Source organism: Micromonospora sp. PTRAS2 (genome assembly GCF_054052245.1).
This window is the reverse complement of the sequence record NZ_JBSWBU010000008.1, coordinates 206,112-223,046: the sequence shown is the minus strand read 5'-3', so window position 1 is coordinate 223,046 and position 16,935 is coordinate 206,112. Positions and strand designations below refer to the sequence as shown.

Below are 16,935 nucleotides of genomic sequence, written 5' to 3'. Positions count from 1 at the left end.
CGTCAATGACTTACCAGTCAGTAACTTCACTTGAGACCGGGCCTTGACCTGCTGTTTCTCTCAGCCGAACGGGGCGGAACGCCGAGCGCGTCGCACGCCTGCTCGTACATCCGGACCACCTCCTGGCGGATCTCGGCCCGCTCGCTGATCCGGCGGGCGAACGGGATCCGCACCGGCACCTCGATGCCGGCGACGGCGACGGCGAAGTCCATGCCGTCGGCGTCCAGCCCGGTCGCCCGCGCCCGGGTGGCGTCCGGGCAGCCGCCGAGGGTGCGGCAGATCAGCAGCGAGTCGTCGGCGTGGTCGGCGTTCATGTGCCGGCAGACCGCGTGCACGGTGTCGGCGTCGAACGGCTGCCCGGCGTCCGCGTCGAGCGGTTTGCCGGGGTCCGCGTCGGACGGGTGCCCGGCGTCGTCGGGCGCGGGTCGGTGCGGCCGGCCGGTCACGCCACGGCCTCCGTCGCCCCGGGGTCGGCGTCGGGCACGTGCCGGGCCAGCGCGGCGAAGACCGCCGTGTTGTGCCGGTACGCCAGCAGCACCTCCTCCAGCAGGGCCGCCTCGGCCGCCGGGTCGAGCGGCAGGGCGTCCAGCCGCGCCCGGTAGGCGTCCTTGTACGCCTTCGGCCGGGTGATCCGGTCGAACGCGTAGAAGCCGGCCCCCGCCTGCCCGCTCAGCCCGTACCGCCGGGCGACGGCCCGGCCGATGTGCCGGCCGCCGGAGAGGTCGCCGAGGTAGCGGGTGTAGTGGTGGGCGACGAAGCGCTCCGGGGACGTGGTGGCGACGGCGCGGATCCGATCGGCGTAGGCCAGCGTCGCGGGATGCACTGCACTCCGCCGCGCCCAGTCCGGCCCGACCAGGTGCGTCAGGTCCGCCTCCAGCGCGGGCAGCCGGGTCAACGCGTCGTCGACGAACGGCCCGGCGAGCGGGTCGTCGCGCATCGCCTCGGCGGCCGACTCCAACGCCTGGTACAGGGCGTGGTGCTGCACCACGAGGTCGACGTAGCCGGCGAGGTCCACGTCGCCGGCGACCAGCGCCGTGACGTAGCGCTGACTCTCGGCGGCGGCGTGGGCCCCCTGGCTGGCGGCCCGCAGCCGGGCCGAGAACGGGATGGGTGGCGTGCTCATCTATTCCTCCGGAACGGCGGTGCGGTGGGCCGGGCCCCGGCGGGGCACGACCAGCGGCAGGCGGGTACGCGGGTGCGGCACGACCTCGATGTCGTGCCGGTAGACCTCGCTGAGCAGGGGTGCGGTCAGGACGGCGGCCGGCGCCCCGGTGGCCCGTACCCGCCCGTCGGCGAGCAGCGTCATCCGGTCGGCGTACGCCCCGGCCAGGGCGAGGTCGTGCAGCACCACCACGACGGCGTCCCCGGCCTCGGCGCGGTCGCGGGCGATCCGCATGACCAGCTCCTGGTGGTGCAGGTCGAGGGCGGCGGTCGGCTCGTCGAGCAGCAGCACCCCGGCCCGCTGCGCCAGCGCCCGGGCCAGCGCCGCGCGGGCCTGCTCGCCGCCGGAGAGGGTGGGGAACGGCCGGGCGGCGAACCGGATCACGTCGCAGCGCCGCATGCTCTCGGCGACGATCGCGTCGTCGTGCGCCTGTTCGGGCCGCCCGGTCCAGGGCGCGCGCCCCATCCGGACGACGTCGACGACGGCGAACGGGAAGCTCAGGGTGTGCCGCTGGGTCAGCACCGCCCGGCGCATCGCCAGTTCCACGGCCGACCACCCACCGAGGGGGCGGCCGTCGACCTCGACGGTCCCGGCCGCGGCCGGCAGGTCGCCACTGGCGGCGGCCAGCAGGGTGGACTTGCCGGCGCCGTTGGGCCCGACCAGGGCGTGCACCTCACCGGCGCGGACGGCGAGGTCGACGCCGTCGAGGACCGGCCGGCCGGCGCGTTCGACCCGCAGCCCGGCGACCCGGATCCGGGTGCTGCCCGGCGTCACCGGGGTCGGCGGCTGCGGTGCCGACCGCCGGCCGAGCACGCGCAACCGCACCCGCCCGCGCGAAAGTCCTGGGCCGCCGGAGGGGGTCGGGTTCCCGGGCCCGGTCACGCCCAGCCTCCCGCGCGGTCCCTGGTGCGCCGCAGCAGCCAGAAGAACGCGGGCCCGCCGACGACCGCGGTGAGCACCCCCAGCGGCAGTTCCTGGTAGTCGACGAGGGTGCGGGCGGCGAGGTCGGCGGCGACGACCACGATCGCCCCGCCGAGGGCGCTGGCCGGCAGCAGCAGCCGGTGCCCGGGGCCGGCGACCATCCGCACCAGGTGCGGCACGACCAGGCCGACGAAGCTGATGATGCCGGTGAAGGCGACCGCGGCCGCGCCGAGCAGCGCGGTCACCACGATCATCCGCACGCGCAGCCGTTCCACGTCGACGCCGAGGTGGCGGGCGGACCGTTCGCCGAGGGCGAGCAGGTCGAGCCGGCGGGCGTCGGCGAGGGTGGCGGCCAGGCCGACCGCGAGGCAGGGGGCGGCCAGCCCGACGGCCGACCAGCTCGCCTGGGCGAGGCTGCCGAGGTTCCAGAACGCGATGGCCTGCACGCCGGACTCGTCGGCGACGAACATCAGCAGCCCGATGGCGGCACCGGCGACGGCGTTGACGGCGACGCCGGTGAGCACGAGGGTGACCACCTCGGTCCGGCCGCCGGAGCGGGCGAGCGTGTAGACCAGCCAGGTGGTGGCGAGCCCGCCGGCGAACGCGGCGGCCGGCACCGTCCAGCCACCGAGGACGGTGACGCCGGTGACGATGGCCAGGGCCGCGCCGAGGGCCGCGCCCGCGGAGACGCCGATGACGCCGGGTTCGGCCAGCGGGTTGCCGAAGACGCCCTGCATCACCGCCCCGGAGCAGCCGAGCGCCGCGCCGACCACGGCGGCGAGCGTCACCCGGGGGAAACGGACGAGCCACAGCGCGCTCTCGCCGTGCGGGGCGGCGGGGCGGGGGCCGACGTCCAGGCCGAGCCGGTGCAGCACCGAGCCGAGCACCTCCGCCGGGGCGATCGCCACCTGCCCCCGGCCGGCGGCGAGCAGGGCGACCAGCAGCAGGCCGGCGGCGAGCCCGGCGAGCAGGAGCGCAGCGCGCCGGGTCCCGCCGGGCCGGGCGTCCTGCGGCGCGGCGTCCACGGTGGCCGGTGGGGTGTCGGTGGTGGTCATGTCCGTCCCGGCTGGGGTGTCGGTGGCGGTCACGACCGGCCCTGGCAGTGCAGCGCGTCGGCCAGGGCCCGCACGACCCGGCCGGAGCGGGTGCCGAAGGTGAGCAGGACGCCGTCGTCCATGTCGATGATCCGGCGGGCGGCCCCGGCGGGGGTCTGCGCCACCCCGGGGAGCGTGAGCAGGCCGTCGACGCCGCCGACGGACGCCAGCCCGCCGCTCATCACCAGGATCACGTCGGGGGCCGCGTTGATCAGGCCCTCGCTGGTCAGCGGCCGGAACTTCGCCAGGCCGATCGCGGTGCCGGCGTCCACCCCGCCGGCCGCCTCGATCATCGCGTCGGAGCCGGCGCCCCGGCCGCCGATCAGGTAGACCCCGGCGGTGCCGCGCAGGTAGAGGAAGGCGACGCGGGGCGGCGCATCGTCGGGCACGCCGTCGCGGGCGGCGGCGATCTCCCCCTGGACCCGGGCGACGAGCCGCTCGCCGGCCTCGCCGACGCCGAGCGCGGCGGCGATCGCCCGCACGTGCGCGGGTACGGCGTCGAGGGTCTGCTCGGCGGCGACGAGGACGACGGGGATGCCGGCGGCGCGCAGCTGGCGCAGCGTCTCGGGTGGGCCGATGCTGTCGTCGGCGAGGACCACGGTGGGGGCGAGGGCGAGCACCGCCTCGGCGGACAGGTCGTGCCCGGCGGGGGTGACCACGGGCAGGCGCGCGGCGGCCGGGAAGGTGGTCGAGGTGTCCCGGCCGACGACGTTGCCGCCGAGGCCGAGGCTGAACACGATCTCGGCGATCGAGCCGTAGAGGTTGACGGGCAGGATCCGCGTCGCGTCGGTGACCGTGGTGGCGACGCCGTCGGCGGAGGTGACGGTGACCGGCAGGGCCGGGGTCGGCACGGGATCGAGCGGGGTGACGTCGGTGTCGGGCAGGGCGGCGGTGACCGGGCCGCAGGAGGTGGCGGAGGGGGTCTCGCCGCCGGCCGCCGGGGCGGTGCAGCCGGTCAGGGCGCCGGCGAGCAGCAGCAGGGCGGCCAGCGGCGCAAGGCCCCGGACGGGCGCGACGGCACGGCGGGTGACGGCACGGCCGGTCACGGGGTGGCCTTTCGCCGACGGCGGCGCAGGCCGGCGAGCAGCGTCAGCCCGAGCAGCGGCAGGACCAGCGCGGCGAGCCACCAGCCGCCGGTGCCGGAGGCGGCGCTGACCCGGGTGACCTGGGCGGCGGGGTCGGCGGTGCCGCCCGGGGCGGCGACCGCGTCGGCGCCGGTGGCGGCCGGCGCCGCGCTGCCGGCGGGCGCGGTGACCGGGGCGGCGGCCGTGGTGGCGGCCGGCGGGGCGGTGGTGCGCGCGGCGGGCCCGGTGGTGGCCGTGCCGGCGGTCCCGGTGCTGGCCGGCGCGGCGCTGGTACGGGCCGGGGTCGCTGCGGCGGCGAAGGTGATCGGCACCCGGACATCCTGGGACCGGTCGGCGGGGCGGGTGTGGTCGGCGCGGGTGGCCACCACGCACCGGCGGACGGTGCAGTCCACGTCGCCGATGCGGGTGCCGACGGTGAGGGTGACCCGGAACGACCCGCCCGCTCCGTACGGCACGGCCAGTCCCTCCCCGTAGGAGGGTGGGTTGGAGGAGATCCAGTGCGAGGCGCCGGTGCTCCCGGTGGTGTCGGCGCCGCCGCCGCACGGGCTGGGCGCGGCACCGGCGCCGTTGTCCACGCAGTAGGCGACGTAGATGCCCTTGGTGACGTCGTAGCCGGTGCCGGAGACGGTGACGCTCGCGCCCGCGCGGGCGACGCCGCTGCTGGGCGTGACGGTGAGCGCCTGCCCGCCGGCCCCTCGGCCGGTGCCGGCGTGGGCCGGCACCGCACCGGCGGCGACACCGAGGGTGATCAGTGTTGCGGTCAGGACGGCGCGACGCAGTGCTCGCATCAGGCTCCCCACGTGACGGGTCCGGCCGGCTGACGCACCGACCGTGACTAAGGTTTGCCTAACCTAAGCGACACTTACCCAGTTCACAAGGGGTTCTTCGGGTCAAGATCTTCGCCCCCTCGCCCCTGTGCCGCGATAGTTAGGCTTGCCTAACCTCAACCACTGTCCGTATTGGGCGTGAGAAAGGAACAGCATGGTCCGATCCAGAACCGGTGCCGGCCGGTGGCGGTCGCTGCGGTGGGCGACGGTCGCCCTCCTCGGCGCCTCGGCCGCACTCGTCGGCGCCGCACCCGCCTCGGCGGCCGGGGCCGACATCAGCACCGGCAGCCTCACCTGGGGCTTCAAGTCGTCGTTCCGCAGCTACGTCAACACCGGCAACGGCAACCCGCCGATCGCGGCGAGCAACGGGGCCAGCATCAACAGCGACGGCACGTTCACCTTCCCCGCGAAGGGCGGCACGTACGACGCCGGCACCGGTGCCATCGACGCCGAGTACGGCGGGACGGTGGTCTTCTCGTACCCGGCGCACATGTTCACCATCACCCTGGCCAACCCGACGGTCGCCGTCTCCGGCGGCACCGCCGCCCTGAAGGCGGACGTCGACCTGGCCACCACCGCCGCCGAGCCGGTCTCGGTCCGCCAGGCCACCATCGCCACCATCGCCGTCACCGGGGGCAACCCGGGCGGCAGCGGCGGAACGGTGACCGCGACCGACCTGGCGGCGACGCTGACCGCCGAGGGCGCCAGCGCGTTCAACGGCTTCTACGCGGCCGGCGCGGCGCTCGACCCGCTGTCGTTCACCTTCTCCACCGGTGGCGGCGGCGAGCCGGCCGGCCCGGCGGTCGCCGTCAGCCCGTCCACCGGCGTCGACCCGGCCGGGGCGACGATCACGGTCGAGGGCAGCGGCTTCGACCCGGAGGCCAACGGGGCGGCGGGCGTCTACGTCTCCTTCGGCCCGAAGGTCGACGAGCACTGGACGAACGCCGGTGTCCTCCAGGTCACCAAGTGGGTGAACAAGACGAACGAGCCGACGGAGGCCCGCGACCGGCTCAACGCCGACGGCACGTTCCGCACCACCCTGCCGATCAGCGCGGTCTACACCGACCGCACCGGCGCGCAGGTCGACTGCACTCAGGTGCAGTGCTACGTGATCACCTTCGCCGCCCGCGGGTCGGCCGACCGGAGCCAGGACACCTTCACCCCGGTCACGTTCCGCAGCACCCCGGTGGGCGGCGGCGACGCCGACCAGCAGATCACCGCCACCGTCACCGGCGGCGCGCTGACCCTCGGCGTGGCCGGCTCCACGGTCGCGCTGCCGGCGGTCAGCAACGGTCAGGTCGCGAGCGGGGCGCTGAACACCGCCACGGTGGCCGACCTGCGCGGCACCAACGCCGGCTGGAGCCTGGTCGGGCAGGTCTCCGACTTCGCCTCGGCCGGCGGCGGCAGCATCGACGCGGACAACCTCGGCTGGGTGCCGAGCGCGTCCGTCGTCACCGACGGCCTCGCCGGCACGCCCGGCGTGGTCACCCCGGGCGCGACCGCCGCGCCCGGGACCGGCCTGGGCACGGCGCGCGCGCTGTGCACCTCGGCCAGCGGCGCGAGCAACGGCACCTTCGGCTGCGGCGCCCAGCTCAACCTCGGGATCCCGGCGTCCGCCCCGGCGGGCGACTACACCGCGGTCCTGACGCTCACCCTCTCCTGATCACGGCACCACCCGGTGGGACGGGCCCCGCGCCCGTCCCACCGGCCCGACCACCTGCGGAGCCCGGCATGCCCCTGCCCACCGCCCTGTCCCGGGCGAGCGTCGCCCTCGCCGCCGCGCTGCTCACGGCGACGGCCCTGCCCGCGCCGGCCGACGCCGCGCCCGCCCCGTCGCCGAGCGCCGACGGCGCCGACCGCACCGGCGCGGCCCGGTGGGCCGTGCAGCCCTCCAGCGCCAAGGGACCGACCGGGCGCAACTACTTCATCTACGACCTGGCCCCGGGCAGCACCCTGACCGACCACGTCGGCATCACCAACCTCGGCGACCGCCCGCTCACCTTCGACGTGTACGGCACCGACGCGTACACCACCGCCGACGGCGCGTTCGCGCTGCTGCCGGCCGACCGGCCCGCCACCGACGTGGGCTCGTGGATCCGGTTCGAGCGGCGGGCCTGGACGGTCCCGCCCGGCGAACGGGTCGACATCCCGTTCCGCCTCGCCGTGCCGGCCGACGCCACCCCGGGCGACCACGCCGGCGGGGTGATCGGCGCGGTCGCCCGCGCCCGGACCACCGCCGACGGGCAGCGGGTCCTGGTCGACCAGCGCCTCGCCGCCCGGGTCCACCTGCGGGTCACCGGCCCGGTCCGCCCCGCCGTCACCGTCGAATCGGTCGACCTGTCATACGACAATCCGATCGACCCGTTCGCCGGCGGCGACCTCGTGGTCCGCTACCGGGTGCGCAACACCGGCAACGTCCGGGTCACCGGCAGCGGCACGGTGCGCGTCGCCGGGCCCTTCGGCTGGGAACAGGCCCGCACCTCCCCCACCGACCTGCCGGAGCTGCTGCCCGGGGGCACCTTCACCGTCACCGAGCGGATCACCGGCGTACCCCCGCTGCTGCGGCTGACCGCCGAGGTCGACCTCGCGGCGACCACCACGGACACCGCGCTGCCGCCGGTGCTGCGCTCCGCCGGAGTCTGGGCCCTGCCGTGGGTGCCGCTGGCGCTGCTCGCGGTCGCCGGCTGCTGGGGCGGGCTGCGGTGGTGGCGGCGCCGCCGCACCCCCGGCGACGGTGGGCGGGCCACCGTGGACGCCGGGCGGGCGACGGCATGACCGCCCGGACCCGCGCCGCCGCCCCGCTGGCCCTGGTCGCGGCCCTGGCGCTGGCGCCCGGGGCGGCCGGGGCCCCCGAGGACGGGCCCGGCGTCACCCTGCCCGCCGGGCCGCTGCGCGTCGGGCAGCGGGTGCTGGTCGGCCTCGACGGCTGGCCCGCCGGCACGGTGCAGGCCGAGGTGTGCGGCAACGCCGCCCGGCGCGGGGCGCTGGACTGCGCGACGGGCGACGCCACGCACGCCCAGGTGCCGCCGTCCGGCCGCGCCCGGCTGCCGCTGCTGCTGGCCGCCCCGCCGGTGGCCTGCCCCTGCGTGCTGCGCGTCCGGACGCCGACCGGCACGGCCGCCGCCACCGCCGACCTGCCGCTGACCGGGGTGGACGCGCCGCCCGCCGCGCCGGGCGTCCCCGCCGCGCTGGCCCTGGACGCGTTGCGCGCCGACGACCGGTCCGGACCGGGCGGCTGGGTCGGCCTGCCGGGCGAGTTGGCCGTGCGGTTCACCCTGCGCAACCCCGGCACCGAGGACGTCACCGACCCGCCGTTCACGGTGCTCGTCGGGCCGCCCGGCCGGGCCCGGACCATCGTGGCCGCCCCGGCGATCGGCACCGTCGCCGCCGGGGCCACCCGCGACTACCTGATCACGGTGCCCACGGGCGCGGCCCCGTACGGGAGGTTCGAGATCGACGGCCGGATCGACGTGCCCGGCCGCCCGGTCGCCTTCACGGTGCAGGCCGCCCGGCGGCCCTGGGGCCTGCCGGTGGCCGCGGCGGTCCTCACGGCGGCGCTGCTGCTGGCCCGACGGGGCGGCCGGGCACCGGCGCGGTGACCCGTTTCCGCAGCTCGGACGCCGTCCCGACGGTGTCACTCGGCTCTTCCCAATGCGGGCGGGAGGTGAAAGGCTGTCGGAGAGCCCGGCGCACCGCACGCCCGGCATCCGCCCCGGGCGCGGCCACGACGGTTGGCACGACGGTCCCGGGCGGACGTCCTTCCTGACTGTCCCCCGCCCTGCCGGATGAAGGGACCGCCCGCCGATGAGCGAAGCGCTGCGCTGGCCGATGACGCTCGCGCTGACCGTCGTGGCCCCCTACTTCGCGTCCCGGCTCCTGCGGCCGGCGGCCAGCGGCGGGGCGGCCCGCCCCGCCCGGCACCGCGGCTGCGACGCCGCGCACCTGCTCATGGCGGTGGCGATGACGGCGATGGTGTGGACGGTCGCGGTGCCCGGGGCGATGTGGGTGGCCGTGTTCGCGCCGGCCGCGCTGTGGTTCGTGGTGCTCGCCGCCCGTTCGCCGGGCCGGCTGCCGCACGGGTCCCGGGCGGTCACCTGGTACTTCGCGGTCTCCATGGCGGCGATGGCCTGGATGGCCTGGCCGAACGGGCACCCCGGGGGCGGGGGCCATCACGGCGGCCCGGCGGGGCCACCCTGGTGGCCTTCGGTGGTCAGCCTCGCCCTGGGCGGATACCTGCTGCTCACCGCCGGCTGGTGGGCCGGTCGCGGCCTGCGGCTGACGCCGCGGTGGCCGGCCCAGGCCGGGGCGGTCGCGTCCCCGGCCGGTCCCGCCGTGCGGGTGGAGGGCCTCTGTCACGCCACGATGGGGGCGGTGATGGGGCTGATGCTGCTGGCGATGGTGTGAGGCGGGGGCGGTCAGGCCCGGTCCGCGCGCAGCGCGGCCCGCCACCCGCCGGCGGCGCTGACGTCCCGGGCGTCGCGTACCCCGTGGCCGCTGGCCAGGAAGCCGGTCACGGTCGTGCCGTCGTCCAGGCCGACCGGCCCGAGCCCGAGCGGCGGCGGGATGCTGCCCAGCAGCGCGCCGACCGCCTGCTGCGGCAGCCGCCACACCTCGACGGCGATGCCGCCGTCGGGTCCGTCGCCGGTGAACACCAGGCCGGGCCGGGCGACGCCGGGGCCGGGCAGCCGGTAGAGCCGGTACCCGGGGGCCGTGCGGGCCCGGGTGTGCAGCCGCCCGCCGAGCGCGACGAGCTGCGGATTGAGCGGCATCCCGGTCAGGTGCGCCCCGGCGACCGCGACCAGCGCGGTCCCCGGTGACGGCGCGTCCACCCCGCGCGGCGGCTCGCCGCACCAGCGGGCCGCCAGGTCGAGCAGCGGCAGGTCGGCGAAGGCCGGTGCGACGAACTGCACCCCGAAGGGCAGGCCGTCGGCCCGGGCGCCGGCCGGCACGGCCACCGCGCACAGGTCCAGCAGGTTGACGAAGTTGGTGTACGTGCCGAGCCGGCTGTTGACGCCGACCGGGTCGGCGGCGACCTCGGCCAGCGTGGGGTGTCCCGGCGTGACCGGCAGCAGCAGGGCGTCCACGTCCAGCCAGACCTGCTCGGTGGCCCGGCGCAGCGCGGCGAGCCTGTCCAGCGCGGCGAACACGTCGGGGCCGGCGACGTCCCGGCCGGGTGTCACGATGCTGCGGACCGTCGGGTCCACGCCGGCACCGGACAGGTGCGCCCCGAACGCGGCCCACCGCTCGGCGACCCACGGCCCGCCGTACAGCAGGGCGGCGGCGGCCAGGAACGGACCGAGGTCGACGGGCACCACCTGGGCGGCCACCGTGTCGAGCCGGCGCAGCGCCGCCGCCCATGCCGCCCGGTGGGGCGGGTCGAGGTCCAGGTCACCGGCGGGCACCGCGACCGTACGCATCCGCGCGGCCACGCCGGGCGGCGGGGCCGGCGGAGCCGGCCGCGACCACGGGTCATCGGGGTCGGCCCACGCCAGCACGTCGAGGGCGGACGCGGCCCCCGCCACCGTGCGGGTGAACGTGGTGACGCAGTCCAGCGACCGGCAGGCCGGCAGCAGCCCACGGGTGGAGACCAGCCCACGGGTCGGCTTGAGCCCGACGAGGCCGTTGAACGCGGCCGGCACCCGGCCGGAGCCGGCCGTGTCGGTGCCCAGCGCCAGCGGCACCAGGCCGGACGCCACCGCGACGGCGCTGCCGGAGCTGCTTCCGCCGCTGACGTGCGCCGGGCTGTGGACGCTGTGGCAGGCGCCGTACGGGCTGCGGGTGCCGACGAGGCCGGTGGCGAACTGGTCCATGTTGGTCTTGCCGGCCGGGGCCGCGCCGGCCGCCACCAGGCGGCGTACGGCGGTGGCGGACGTGGCCGCCGGCCGGTCGGCCAGGTCGGGGCAGGCCGCCGTGGTCGGGTAGCCGGCGACGTCCAGGTTGTCCTTGACGGCGAACCGGACGCCAGCCAGCGGCCCGTCGGGCGCCTCGGCGGCGAACCGCGCCACCGCCTCCGGGGAGAACTCCGTGATCCAGACCGGTTGCCGCGTCACGACGCCCACCCGAGCAGCCGCACCGGCGTCGGGTCGTAGCCGTTGCACGGGTTGTTCACCTGTGGACAGTTGCTGATCAGGACCAGGATGTCGCGCTCCGCGCGGAGTTCGACGTGTTTGCCGGGGGCGGAGACGCCGTCTTCGAAGGTGAGTCCGCCGGCCTCGGTCAGCGGCACGTTCATGAAGAAGTTGATGTTGTGGGTGAGGTCCCGCTTCTCCAGCCCGCCGGCCACGGCGTAGCGCAGGAACGTGCTCCGGCAGGCGTGCTGGTGGCGGGTGTGTTCGCCGTAGCGCACGACGTTGCTCTCCTTGGCGCACGCGCCGCCGAGGGTGTCGTGCCGGCCGCAGGTGTCGTCGACGATCGTGGCCAGCGGGTCGAGGCGCACGCTGCGCAGCACCGAGCCGGTGGTCAGGTACGCCGAGCCCTGCGCGCGGACGGTGTCCACGGCGCTGTACCGGTTGGCGGTGTCCCGCGCGTCGTACAGCAGGGTGTCCACGGCCTGGTTGCCGTGCAGGTCGACGATGCGCAGCCGGCCGCCGGCCGGGATCTCGCCGAGCCAGCCGTCGCCGGCCGCGACGGTCACGTCGAACAGGACCTCCGGGTCCCCCGTGGCGCTCATCGCGCGCTCCGCTCGGCGGCGGCCAGCGCCCGGGCGGACTCGGCCCGGAACGCCCGGCTGGGGTCGTCGGCGGGCGCGGGGTCACCGGGGGCGACCACGGCCCGCACGCCGGCCGGCCGCCACCGCGCCGCCGGGTCCAGCGGGTGCGGGGCGGTGGCGAACACCACCAACAGGTCCTGTTCGGCCCGCAGGCACACCCAGTCGCCGGCCGCGGTGTGCCCCGGGACGTAGCCGAGGGTGCCGCGCTCGTCGCCGCCGGGTCGCACCTTGACGAACCAGTTGACGGTGGCGTGCAGGTCGCGCTCGCCGAGGCCGTGCCCGTACAGCTCGTCGAGCAGCAGGCTGCGGGCGCTGCGCCGCCATCCGTTGCGGTCGCGCCCGTAGTCCGACGGGCCGAACCGGGCCAGGTCGGCGTCGACGCTGTGGCCGGTGATCGCGTCGTGCCAGTCCGACGAGGAGCCGGTCACCGAGGCCAGCGCCCTGCCCATGTCCGACATCAGCACCATCGGCGGGTGGATCCGCGCCGACATCTGCGCCTTCAGCGTGTCCGGCACGTTGAGCCGTTCCCACCGGTCGTCCGCCGCGTACAGCAGCATGCTGGCGACCGCGTCGGCGCCCAGCGCCTCCAGGCGCAGGGTGCTGCCACGGGCGAGGGTGAGGGACCAGGCGGCGCCGCCGGGCACGTCGTGCCGGTGGCCGCCGGGGTCGCTCACGCGGCCACCGCCGCACGGGCCCTGCGGACGGGATGTCCGACGTCCATGTCACTTCCTCCGCGAACTCGTTCCGGCCCCCGCCGGCGGCGCACGCCCGGCGGGCGGCGGTGGGGCGGGGCGGGGTGGTCAGGGCCGGCGACGCCGGTGGGGCCCCACGATCAGGGCCCCACCGGTCGGTCGGTCACTTGCCTGCGAGCCATTTCGTGTACCAGGCCAGCAGTTCGTCGCTCACCTTCGCCCGCTCCTCGGAGTTCCACGGGACGACCGTGGTGTTCTCGGGGGCGTTGACGACCTTCGCCTTGGTCTCGGCGTCCATGTACTTGAACGCGTCGGGGTTGCCGGGGCCGTAGCCGGTCAGCTTGGCGAACGCCGCCTGGCGTTCCGGGTCGTTGAAGACCTTGGCCAGCGCCTGGATGTTCTTCATGTTGGGCGCGCTCGCCGGGATGGCCATCACGTTGGGCGCGATGAGCGCCTGGTCGAACGAGATCGTGACGTCCACGCCCTGGTTCTTGAGGGCGACCGCCTGACCGGACGGGCCGGCCACGACCGCGGCGGTCTTGGAGGTCAGCAGCTGCTGGATCTGCGGGTACGAGGTGTAGAAGACCATGTTCGGCCGCAGCTCGTCGAGCTTCTTGGTGCAGCGGTCCAGGTCGAGCGGGTACAGCTTGTCCGGGGTGACGCCGGAGGCCAGCAGGGCGATCTCACAGGCCCCGTCGTAGCTGCCCGGGCTGCCCATCCAGCCCCGCTTGCCGGGGAACTTCGCGACGTCCCAGAAGTCGGCCCAGTTCTTCGGCCCGCCGTTGGGGAAGGTCGCGGTCAGGTACGCCTGGACGTGGCCGACCAGGAAGGTGCCGAAGGCGTAGTCGCGGATGTTCTCGGGCAGGTTGGTGTCGCGCCCGACCGAGTCGTCGAGCCGGGCGATGTTGGCCTTGTTCTGGTAGACGGTGTCCAGGCCGACGTGGATCGCGTCGTACGCGCCCTTGCCGCCGGTGAGCATCGTGTTCGCGATGGCGTCGCTCTCGACCTCGGAGATGACCTTGACGCCGGTTTCCTTGGTGAAGTCGTCGAAGTAGGTGCCGTACCGGGCCTTGTTGGTGGGGCCGCCGAAGTCGGCCCAGACGACCTGACCGCTCAGGCCGTCCGACCCGGAGCCCGAGGCGTCGCCGGAGTCGTCGGAGCCGCCCGACGAGCACCCGCTGAGTACGAGGGCCAGCGCTGCCCCGGCGACAAGCGCCGCCCGCATTCGCCGACCCGGCTGGACCAGGAGTATGCGCAAGGTTCCTCCATGTGCTTTGGTGTGGCTTGTTCAGCTGTCGCACCGGCACCCCGCCGCCGTGGATCCATTGAACACCCGATTGGATCCCGAACTCAAGATGTGCATCCATTAAACTCGGGTCTCGCTACGGCTACAGACGTGTTTCGTGCCCAGCTCAGCGGCGTCGCTGCGCCGCCGCCGGCCGCGCCGCCGGACCGGAGCCGGCCGCGCCGCCGGACCGGAGCCGGCAGCACAGCCGGACCGGGGCCCCCGGACACCGCCGGGAGCGCCACGCACCGCCGGGCCGGGCCGTCAGAACAGCCCGAAGTACTCCCGCTGCTCCCAGTCCGAGACGTGCAGCAGGTAGCGCTCGTACTCGGCCCGCTTGAGGCGGGCGTACCAGTCGACCACCACGTCGCCCAGCGCCGCCCGGAACACCCCGTCGGCCTCCAGCGCGGCCACCGCCTCGCCGAGCGAGCGGGGCAGCGGCGGCGCGGCGGCGTCGTACGGGTTCGTGGTCGGCGGCCGCAGCTCCAGGTCGCGGGTGATGCCGTCGAGGCCGCTGACCGCCTGCGCGGCGATGTAGAGGTAGGGGTTGGCCGCCGGCTCCCCGGAGCGGTTCTCCAGCCGGGTGGCCGGGTCACCCGCGCCACCGACGGCCCGCACCATGGCCCCCTTGTTGTCCACCCCCCACGCGACCCGGTCCGGGGCCAGCGAGTGGCTCTGGTAGCGCTTGTAGCCGTTGACCGTCGGCGTGGTGAACGCCGCCGCCGCGGCGGCGTGGCGCAGGAGCCCCTCCAGGTAGGCGCGGCCGGTCGCCGACAGGGGCCCGGCGTCGTCGGCGTCGGGCACGAACGCGGCCCGGCCGGTGCGCAGGTCGGTCAGCGACTGGTGCAGGTGCCAGCCGGTGGAGGCCGTCTCGGCCCCCTGCGGCCGGGACATGAACGTCGCGTGGAAGCCGTGCCGCCGGGCGATCTGGCGCACCGCGCTGCGGCACACCACCACCGCGTCGGCGGTCGTCGCGGCGTCGGCCGCCGCCATGGTCAGCTCCAGCTGGCTCGGCCCGAACTCCAGCTCGATCGAGCGCAGCGGCAGGTCGAGCGAGGTCAGCCCGGTGTAGAGCGCCTGCACCAGCGCGTCGAGGCCGTCGAGCGCCTCCTCGTGCAGGAGTTGCGCGCCGGGCGTCGTCGGGCCGACCGGGGCGGCCGCGCCGGGCGCGCCGGGCCGACCGACCCGGTCACCGGTGAGCCCCGTGCCAGCCGCGCGGAAGACGTGGAACTCCAGCTCGGCGCCGACGGTCATCCCGTAGCCGCGCCCGGCCAGCGCGCCCACCTGGTCCCGCAGCAGGCTGCGGGTGCAGAAGGGCACCGGCGAGCCGTCCGGGAAGCGGACGTCGCACAGGACCCACCCGGTGCGCTCGGCCCACGGCACGACCCGGAAGGAGGACGGATCCGGCACGAGGACGATGTCGCCGGCACCGGCGAAGCCGGCGACGCCGACCCCGGTGTCGGCGGCGAACACCGGAAAGACCGACTTGCCCGAGGTGTCCTTGAGCAGCAGCGAACTGGGCGCGGTCAGGCCCGAACGCATGACCGCGGCGACCGCGGACCGGGCGATGGTCTTGCCCCGGACGATCCCGTGCTGGTCGACGAAGCCGAAGCGGATCATCTCGATGCCGAGCTCGTCGATCACCCGGCGCATCTGCGCCGCGGCGGCGTACTGCGCCTCGGACCACAGGTCGTGCCGGTCGACGAAGCCGCCCCGGTCCTGGGCCAGCATCGGCCGGGCGCTGGCCCCGCCGCCGCCGGCGGAGACGTCGCGCTCGTCGGCGTTACGCACCGGCCACCTCCGACTGCGGCCGGTGCCACGGCGACCGGCTGCGGCGTTCGGCCTCCTTCTCCCGCCACCGCTCCTGCCAGCCCTCGCTGGGCGAGACCATGTCGACGGCCAGCGGGCCGACCAGCCCGGCCGCCTCCGCCTCGTCGAGCGGGTGCGCGGGCAGCGCGCCGCCGGCCTGGAAGGCGTCGATCGCGCGCAGCAGCAGCCGCCGGTTGGCGGTGACGGCGCGGTCGGACACGCCGAGCCGCTCCACGGTCCGGTCCTGGATGCGGCCCATGCTCTCCACCGCCCACTGGTCGTGGACGTTGATGTCGAGCCCCATCCCCGTGTACGTGAGGTCGCGCTGCTCGGCCGGGTCGAAGCCCCAGTTGTTGGACCGGTTGCGCAGCGGGCGGTAGTCGGGCAGGGAGACGTTCTCCAGCCGCTGGCGCAGCAGCGTCTCCTTGTCGGTCCGCTCGGCGAAGTCGTAGAAGATCATGAACCAGTGGTGGTTCTCGTCGTCGATCGGCACGTGCCACTGGGTGAAGACCTTGTCGTTGCCGAACGGCACCACGAAGGCGTTGGGGAACAGCAGGTTGGTCACCCGGACGTGCTTGTGCTGCTCGGTGAGCTGGCGGATCGCGAAGACCCGCAGCCCGTGCTCGGCGCTCTCCACCTCGATGTCGGGGCGGTAGTGGTCGCCGACCAGCTTCGACAGCTTGGTGCCGGTGCCCTCGACCTCCTCGCTGAACTGCTGGCCGTAGACGTCGCGGGGGTCCTCGCCGACGAACCGGTGCAGGAAGGAGACGTGGCTCGGGTCGATGCCGCCCTCCAGCCCCTGCAGCCAGTTGCACTCCCACAGCCCCTTGAAGGCGAACGTGTACTCGTCGGGCGCGGTGAAGCAGTCGTACGCCGGGAAGGGCGGCGGGTCGCCGGCCCCCAGGTAGGCGAAGACGATGCCGTTGCGCTCCACGCACGGGTAGTTGGCGATCCGGATCTTGTCGAGGAACTGGCTGTGCGGGGGCTCGGCGGGCTGCTCCACGCAGCGTCCCTGCGCGTCGTAGAGCCAGCCGTGGTAGAGGCAGCGCAGCCCGCCGTCCTCCAGCCGGCCGTAGGAGAGGTCGACCCCGCGATGGGCGCAGAAGCGACTGATCAGCCCCCAGCCGTCGGCGCGCCGGAACAGCACCAGGTCCTCGCCGAACATCCGGATCGCCTTGACCGGGCGGTCGGCGGGCATCTCCGACACCAGCGCGGCCGGCTGCCAGTAGGCCCGCATGAGACCGCCCAGCGGGGTGCCGGGCCCGGTCCGGGTGAGCTTCTCGTTGTCTGCCTGTCGCAGCACTGCTTACCTCCGCGGTGGGGGAATGGGGGTGGAGCGGGGATCGGGTGC

The 16,935-nt window shown here is 75.8% G+C and carries 16 protein-coding genes; 4 read left to right on the top strand and 12 right to left on the bottom strand.

Annotated features, from left to right (window positions below):
* Positions 1-26: 26 nt before the first annotated feature.
* The 6 genes from ACVMYR_RS23940 to ACVMYR_RS23915 are packed head-to-tail and all read right to left on the bottom strand — an operon-like array spanning position 27 to position 5,050.
* A complete protein-coding gene (locus ACVMYR_RS23940) occupies positions 27-446 on the bottom strand; it encodes a DUF2470 domain-containing protein (protein WP_396788585.1) in 420 nt (139 codons plus the stop codon).
* Positions 443-1,123, bottom strand: a complete 681-nt coding sequence (locus ACVMYR_RS23935) for a biliverdin-producing heme oxygenase (protein WP_457122803.1) — start codon at positions 1,121-1,123, stop codon at positions 443-445. The genes ACVMYR_RS23940 and ACVMYR_RS23935 overlap by 4 nt, the downstream gene beginning before the upstream one ends.
* On the bottom strand, positions 1,124-1,987 hold the full coding sequence (locus ACVMYR_RS23930; protein WP_353901594.1) for a heme ABC transporter ATP-binding protein: 864 nt from the start codon (positions 1,985-1,987) through the stop codon (positions 1,124-1,126).
* A gap of 53 nt (positions 1,988-2,040) precedes the next feature.
* On the bottom strand, positions 2,041-3,138 hold the full coding sequence (locus ACVMYR_RS23925; RefSeq protein WP_457122802.1) for a FecCD family ABC transporter permease: 1,098 nt from the start codon (positions 3,136-3,138) through the stop codon (positions 2,041-2,043).
* 29 nt (positions 3,139-3,167) lie between these two features.
* Positions 3,168-4,223, bottom strand: a complete 1,056-nt coding sequence (locus ACVMYR_RS23920; protein WP_457122801.1) for a heme/hemin ABC transporter substrate-binding protein — start codon at positions 4,221-4,223, stop codon at positions 3,168-3,170.
* Positions 4,220-5,050, bottom strand: a complete 831-nt coding sequence (locus tag ACVMYR_RS23915; protein WP_457122800.1) for a hypothetical protein — start codon at positions 5,048-5,050, stop codon at positions 4,220-4,222. Before ACVMYR_RS23915 ends, ACVMYR_RS23920 begins: the two co-directional genes overlap by 4 nt.
* 193 nt (positions 5,051-5,243) lie before the next feature.
* On the opposite strand from ACVMYR_RS23915, the gene ACVMYR_RS23910 reads away from it, so the two are divergent.
* From ACVMYR_RS23910 to ACVMYR_RS23895, 4 genes are all read left to right on the top strand, one after another.
* On the top strand, positions 5,244-6,752 hold the full coding sequence (locus tag ACVMYR_RS23910; protein WP_431895701.1) for an HtaA domain-containing protein: 1,509 nt from the start codon (positions 5,244-5,246) through the stop codon (positions 6,750-6,752).
* Between the two features lie 68 nt (positions 6,753-6,820).
* Positions 6,821-7,864 (top strand): WxL protein peptidoglycan domain-containing protein, encoded by a 1,044-nt coding sequence (locus ACVMYR_RS23905; protein ID WP_457122799.1) that lies wholly within the window; start codon positions 6,821-6,823, stop codon positions 7,862-7,864.
* Entirely contained in the window at positions 7,861-8,688 is an 828-nt protein-coding gene (locus ACVMYR_RS23900) for a hypothetical protein (RefSeq protein WP_457122798.1), read from the top strand. Before ACVMYR_RS23905 ends, ACVMYR_RS23900 begins: the two co-directional genes overlap by 4 nt.
* Positions 8,689-8,893: 205 nt before the next feature.
* Positions 8,894-9,493 carry a DUF5134 domain-containing protein gene (locus ACVMYR_RS23895; protein WP_457122797.1) on the top strand — a complete coding sequence of 200 codons (600 nt, stop codon included), beginning with the start codon at positions 8,894-8,896 and terminating at the stop codon, positions 9,491-9,493.
* An 11-nt stretch (positions 9,494-9,504) separates the two neighbouring features.
* Here ACVMYR_RS23895 and atzF read toward each other — a convergent pair whose 3' ends face one another.
* From atzF to ACVMYR_RS23865, 6 genes are all read right to left on the bottom strand, one after another.
* Positions 9,505-11,139 carry an allophanate hydrolase gene (atzF, locus tag ACVMYR_RS23890; RefSeq protein ID WP_457122796.1) on the bottom strand — a complete coding sequence of 545 codons (1,635 nt, stop codon included), beginning with the start codon at positions 11,137-11,139 and terminating at the stop codon, positions 9,505-9,507.
* Positions 11,136-11,759 carry an urea amidolyase associated protein UAAP2 gene (locus tag ACVMYR_RS23885; RefSeq protein ID WP_431975855.1) on the bottom strand — a complete coding sequence of 208 codons (624 nt, stop codon included), beginning with the start codon at positions 11,757-11,759 and terminating at the stop codon, positions 11,136-11,138. Before ACVMYR_RS23885 ends, atzF begins: the two co-directional genes overlap by 4 nt.
* Complete coding sequence (locus tag ACVMYR_RS23880; RefSeq protein WP_457122795.1) at positions 11,756-12,472, bottom strand: urea amidolyase associated protein UAAP1; 717 nt, start codon at positions 12,470-12,472, stop codon at positions 11,756-11,758. The genes ACVMYR_RS23885 and ACVMYR_RS23880 overlap by 4 nt, the downstream gene beginning before the upstream one ends.
* A gap of 181 nt (positions 12,473-12,653) precedes the next feature.
* Positions 12,654-13,748 (bottom strand): extracellular solute-binding protein, encoded by a 1,095-nt coding sequence (locus ACVMYR_RS23875; RefSeq protein ID WP_457122794.1) that lies wholly within the window; start codon positions 13,746-13,748, stop codon positions 12,654-12,656.
* A 291-nt stretch (positions 13,749-14,039) separates the two neighbouring features.
* A complete protein-coding gene (locus ACVMYR_RS23870; RefSeq protein ID WP_457122793.1) occupies positions 14,040-15,566 on the bottom strand; it encodes a glutamine synthetase family protein in 1,527 nt (508 codons plus the stop codon).
* Positions 15,559-16,887, bottom strand: a complete 1,329-nt coding sequence (locus tag ACVMYR_RS23865) for a Rieske 2Fe-2S domain-containing protein (protein WP_077939747.1) — start codon at positions 16,885-16,887, stop codon at positions 15,559-15,561. The genes ACVMYR_RS23870 and ACVMYR_RS23865 overlap by 8 nt, the downstream gene beginning before the upstream one ends.
* Positions 16,888-16,935 lie beyond the last annotated feature (48 nt).

Bases quoted from the DNA above. Each gene is read 5' to 3' on its own strand.
- ACVMYR_RS23900 (WP_457122798.1), top strand. From the start codon at position 7,861: ATGACCGCCCGGACCCGCGCCGCCGCCCCGCTGGCCCTGGTCGCGGCC.
- ACVMYR_RS23915 (WP_457122800.1), bottom strand. From the start codon at position 5,050: ATGCGAGCACTGCGTCGCGCCGTCCTGACCGCAACACTGATCACCCTC.
- ACVMYR_RS23895 (WP_457122797.1), top strand. From the start codon at position 8,894: ATGAGCGAAGCGCTGCGCTGGCCGATGACGCTCGCGCTGACCGTCGTG.
- ACVMYR_RS23905 (WP_457122799.1), top strand. From the start codon at position 6,821: ATGCCCCTGCCCACCGCCCTGTCCCGGGCGAGCGTCGCCCTCGCCGCC.
- ACVMYR_RS23935 (WP_457122803.1), bottom strand. From the start codon at position 1,123: ATGAGCACGCCACCCATCCCGTTCTCGGCCCGGCTGCGGGCCGCCAGC.
- ACVMYR_RS23910 (WP_431895701.1), top strand. From the start codon at position 5,244: ATGGTCCGATCCAGAACCGGTGCCGGCCGGTGGCGGTCGCTGCGGTGG.
- ACVMYR_RS23885 (WP_431975855.1), bottom strand. From the start codon at position 11,759: ATGAGCGCCACGGGGGACCCGGAGGTCCTGTTCGACGTGACCGTCGCG.
- ACVMYR_RS23925 (WP_457122802.1), bottom strand. From the start codon at position 3,138: ATGACCACCACCGACACCCCACCGGCCACCGTGGACGCCGCGCCGCAG.